At 69.4% G+C, this 4,452-nt stretch carries 4 protein-coding genes and 1 pseudogene; 4 read left to right on the forward strand and 1 reads right to left on the reverse strand.

The annotated features are described in order from the left end of the window. The 4 genes from ACFE7U_RS15510 to ACFE7U_RS15525 form a co-directional block, all read left to right on the forward strand. Nucleotides 1-1,280, forward strand: a 1,280-nt coding sequence (locus ACFE7U_RS15510) for a Zn-dependent hydrolase (protein WP_375410619.1), incomplete at its 5' end; no start/stop codon positions are given. Then, complete coding sequence (locus ACFE7U_RS15515; RefSeq protein WP_375410620.1) at nt 1,277-2,242, forward strand: phosphotransferase; 966 nt, start codon at nt 1,277-1,279, stop codon at nt 2,240-2,242. The genes ACFE7U_RS15510 and ACFE7U_RS15515, both read left to right, overlap by 4 nt. A 52-nt stretch (nt 2,243-2,294) precedes the next feature. After that, nucleotides 2,295-3,275: a phosphotransferase gene (locus ACFE7U_RS15520; protein WP_375410621.1), complete on the forward strand. Its 981-nt coding sequence runs from the start codon at nt 2,295-2,297 to the stop codon at nt 3,273-3,275. Nucleotides 3,276-3,334: 59 nt separating this feature from the next. Continuing rightward, complete coding sequence (locus tag ACFE7U_RS15525; protein ID WP_375410622.1) at nt 3,335-4,138, forward strand: inositol monophosphatase family protein; 804 nt, start codon at nt 3,335-3,337, stop codon at nt 4,136-4,138. A 215-nt stretch (nt 4,139-4,353) separates the two neighbouring features. On the opposite strand, the pseudogene ACFE7U_RS15530 reads toward ACFE7U_RS15525, so the two are convergent. Continuing rightward, nucleotides 4,354-4,452 (reverse strand): annotated as a pseudogene (locus tag ACFE7U_RS15530) (IS5/IS1182 family transposase); the annotation flags it as partial.

Genomic DNA, 4,452 nt, shown 5'->3' on the forward strand with positions numbered 1-4,452 from the left:
GCCTCGAAGAGCTTACTTGCCTCGAAGAGCTACTCACCCGGTTCTCCGCCTGCGGCGCCACTCGCGGTGGCGGCATCACCCGCCTCAGCGCCAGTCCGGCGGACGGCGCCGCCCGCGACCTTTTCGGGACCGAAATCCGGGCCGCTGGCGGCGAAGTTCGGGTCGACGCGGTGGGCAACCAGTTCGGCCTTTTTCCCCTTGTCGAAGGTGAGGGCGCACCACTGGTGATGATGGGCTCACACCTTGACAGCCAGACCCTCGCAGGGCGTCTCGACGGCGCCTACGGCGTGGCCGTCGCGCTTCGGGTCGGCGCAGCATTAATGCGGGCGCTGCGCGCCGGCCAGCGGTTCACGGCCGATTTCTGCGCGGTGAACTGGACCAACGAGGAGGGCGCCCGCTTTCGCCCAAGCCTTCTCGGCAGCGGCACCTACCTGGCCCGCTACGACGTGGCCGAGGCCCTGGCGTGCCGGGATGATAACGGCACCAGCCTCGGCGACGCGCTCGCGGCCATCGGCTATCGCGGCGGCGACGCACCGCCGCCGCTGCCGGCCTGTTACCTCGAAGTCCATGTGGAGCAGGGGACCATCCTGGAGGAGGCAGGCCTTCCCATCGGCGTCGTCACCCGAAACTGGGGTGCGACCAAGATCGAAGCCGTGCTGACGGGCGTGCAGGCGCATACCGGGCCGGGGCGAATGGAACGCCGCAGCGACGCGCTGCTGGCTGCCGCGTATGCCATCGCGGAGATCCGGGCGTTGGCTGACAACTGGCCTGGGCAGTTGCACACCTCCGTTGCCCGCATTCGCGTCGCGCCAAACTCGGCCAACGTCGTGCCGGCCCGGGTGGAACTCTCGATTGAGCTGCGCTCGGCGAATGACGACATCCTGGTCGAGGCCGGCACACGCGCCGACCGCGTCCTCGAAGCGGCCGCGGCGCGCGCCAAAACCGGCCTCACCATTGCCGGCCGTACCGAGCGCCCGATCCGGACCTTACCGGAGACCGTCTGCGCATTGCTGACGGAATGCGCAGCGTCTGCGGGCCTGAGCGCGCTGCGCATGGACACCGTCGCCGGGCACGATGCCTTGAGCTTCCTGGGGATCTGCCCGACCGGTCTCGTCTTCGTGCCGAGCATCGCGGGCATCGCCCACAACGAGGCCGAGGCGACCGCCCCCGGCGACCTCGCGGCCGGCCTAGCGGTGATGCGGGCGGCGGCCGAGCGCCTCTGCCGCGCCGGTGACGATCCCCGTGCGGCCACCCGACACGTTGGCGAGCGCACAGCATGATGATTCCGAGCGACCTGGGTTTCGAGGAGCGGATCGCTGCGGCCTGCGCCGAGGTGCAGGTTTGGCAGGGCCGGGCGATGCGGTTCACCCTAGCGGCGGCGCCCGTCGCCTCGCCGACGCACCGGGCGGTGGCGTCCGATTGCGTGCGCGTCCAGGTGGAGGGGTCTGGAACCGTCTTCCTGAAGGTCCGCCACGCCGACATGGAGGCTGACATCCTCCCGACCATGCCGGAAGCGACGCGCCGGGCGGGGCGCCTCGGGCTCGGGCCGGCGGTGCTCGTTGAGGCGCAAGGCGTTCTCGGGCTTGAGGATTTGTCCGATCCCTGGCGCTACGCACGTGTCGGCGACCTGCAGGACGCGGACACCATGGGCCAGGTTCTCGCCGCCCTGCGGCGTCTGCATGACGCGGAACCCCTCGGCCAGAATTTCTGCCCCTTCGCGCGCATCACGAGGCTGGCGGAGGAGGCACGGGCCTGCGCGGCGCCGCTGCCGGACGACATCGACTCGCTGCTGGAGAGCGCCGCCTCGATGCGGGCGGCGATCCGGGCGGCCGGGTTCGACCGGGCGTTCTGCCGCAACGACGGCACCGCCTCCAACATCATGCTCAACCCTGTCCCGGGCGGGATCGTGCCGGGCGGCGTCCGGCTGATCGACTTCGATCTCGCAGGCGACAACGACCCCTGGTACGAAATTGGCGCGCTGCTGAACGAGGCCTACTCGTTCGATGCCGAGCGCCGCCAAGCCATTGAAATCTATGCGGGAACCTATGACGAGCGGCTGTTCCACCGCGCCCGGCTCTACGGCGCGGTGGACGACCTGATGTGGGGACTCTGGGGTATCACCCGGGCGATCACCGCGCGGAGGTCCGGCATCGAATTCTTCAAGTACGGCCAATGGCGCCTGCTGCATGCGCGCACCACGATCGCGGCGCGCGATTTCGAACTCTGGCTGCGCCGGCTGTGACGCAACATGCGGCGCGGGCCCGCGCAACATCCTGCGGCCCGGGGAGGACGCGATGAGTTGGATCCGGATGGGCGACGGCGCAAGCGACGCGGAGCAGGCGCTGGAGGCGATCCTCACCAAGGTCCCGCGCTGGGCAGGCGCGGACCTGCGCTACTGCTCCGTGTCCGGTGGCATCAGCAATACCAACTGGCGGGTCCAGGTGGGGGCCGGGGGAGAGGACGTAGCGAGCGCCGGCGCGGGGCCGGAATCGGGGAAGGACGTCTTCCTCAAGGTACCGGGCCGCGGCACGGAGATGTTCATCACTCGCGAGGCTGCTCACGAGGCGAGCCGCCGGGCGGAGGCCTGCGGCTTCGGGGTCGCGGTGCTGGACTACCTGCCCGAGTCGGGCGTCGAGATCTTCGCCTTCATGGCGGAGTTCCGCGCCTCCTCGAACCTCGATTTCCTGCGCCCAGTGGTCCGCCACAACGCGGTACGGGCGCTGAGGGCCTTCAACGACGCGCCGCGCCTGAGCTTGACCAAGACCATCTTCGACATGGTCGACGAGCATGTGCGCCAAGTGGCCGAGGTCGGCGGGCGGGTGCCGGCGGATCAGGCGTTCCTGATGCAGCGTCTCGGTGAGGCGCGGGCGGCGCTGACGGCCTCCGGCCTCGACCTCGTGCCCTGCATGAACGACACCCTGGCGGGCAACTTCATGATCGACGGGCAGGACCATGTCCGGCTGGTGGATTTCGAGTACGCCTCCAACAACGAGCGCGCCTACGAGCTCGCCCTGTGGTTCGACGAGATGGCGTTCTCGGCCGAGGTCGAGCGCGAGATGATCGAAGACTACTGGGGCCGCTGGGACGAGCAGACCGCGGCCCGCACGCAGGTGCTGAAGGCCCTGGGCGACCTCAAATGGGCGACCTGGGCAATGATCCAGGAGCGCGTCTCCACCCTCGACTTCGACTACTACAAGTATGGCACCTGGAAGCTCCGGCGCGCCCGGACCCTGTTCCACCATCCCGACTGGCCGCTTTGGCTGCGCCTGCTGTGAGCGCCGCCGCCTCTGCGGCGCCCCAGTCCCTCCCTAAACTTGTCGCCAAGGCTATTGCCATGATCCCGTCCCTCGCCGCCCCGGCGGTCTTCGATGCCACTGCCGACGGGCTGATGGCCTTCGCCCACCACCTCGCCAACTCTGTGCGCCCCCTGGCGCGCCGGCACTTTCGCTCCGCCATCGCCGTCGAGGCCAAGGCCGATACGAGCCCGGTGACCGAGGCCGATCGCGGCATTGAGGCGAAGCTCCGCGCCGAGATCCGCCTCGCCTATCCGGATCACGGCATCCTCGGCGAGGAGGAGGGCGGCGACTTCTCCCGCGACCTCACCTGGGTCCTCGACCCCATCGACGGAACGCAGAGCTTCATCACCGGCATGCCGCTCTTCGGCACGCTGATCGCCCTGGTGCGGGACGGCCGACCGCTGCTCGGCCTCATCGACATGCCGGCCCTGGCAGAGCGCTGGCACGGCAACGGCCATGCTGCTTGGTTCGGCGGCAAGCCGATCCGCACCAGCCAGCGCACTTTGGGCGAGGCGCGCCTGTTCGCGACCTCCCCCGACCTGTTCCGGGGCGGCGATGCCGAGGCCTTCGCGGCGCTCAGTGCCACCGTGGGGATGCGCCGCTTCGGCGGCGACTGCTACGCCTACGGGCTCCTGGCCTCCGGCCATTGCGACCTAGTCGTGGAGGCCGGCCTCAAGGTCTATGACGTGATGGCGCTGGCCCCCGTGGTCGAAGGCGCCGGCGGCGTCATGACTGATTGGGCGGGACGCCCGCTGAACCAGGACTTCGACGGCCGCGTGGTCGCCGCCGCCAACCTTGAGCTCCACGCGGCGGCCCTGCGGCAGCTGACGGGCTTTGCCTGAGACGACGGCCGGTTGGTCGCCGCGGAGGTCAGGATCGTGAGGCCCGCCTTCTCCCGAAGAAAAGGGGCCCCACGCAGCGTCGCCTGGTGCCGGGCCGATCAGCTGATAAGCTTAGGAAACAAATGACGATGATTGAATCCACGCGGCCACTGGCGGTCCAGCCCATCAATGCGGCGGCCTTTGCCCCCTACGGCAGTCTGTTCGACTAGGGCGTGTCATCGCTTGAGCCAGTCGAGGGCAGCGGCAAGGCAGAGGACGCCCATGAAACTGGCGGCCGTCTTCTCATAGCGGGTGGCGATAGCTCGCCACTCCTT

The sequence above is a fragment of the uncultured Methylobacterium sp. genome (assembly GCF_964251405.1).
Taxonomy (GTDB): Bacteria; Pseudomonadota; Alphaproteobacteria; order Rhizobiales; family Beijerinckiaceae; genus Methylobacterium.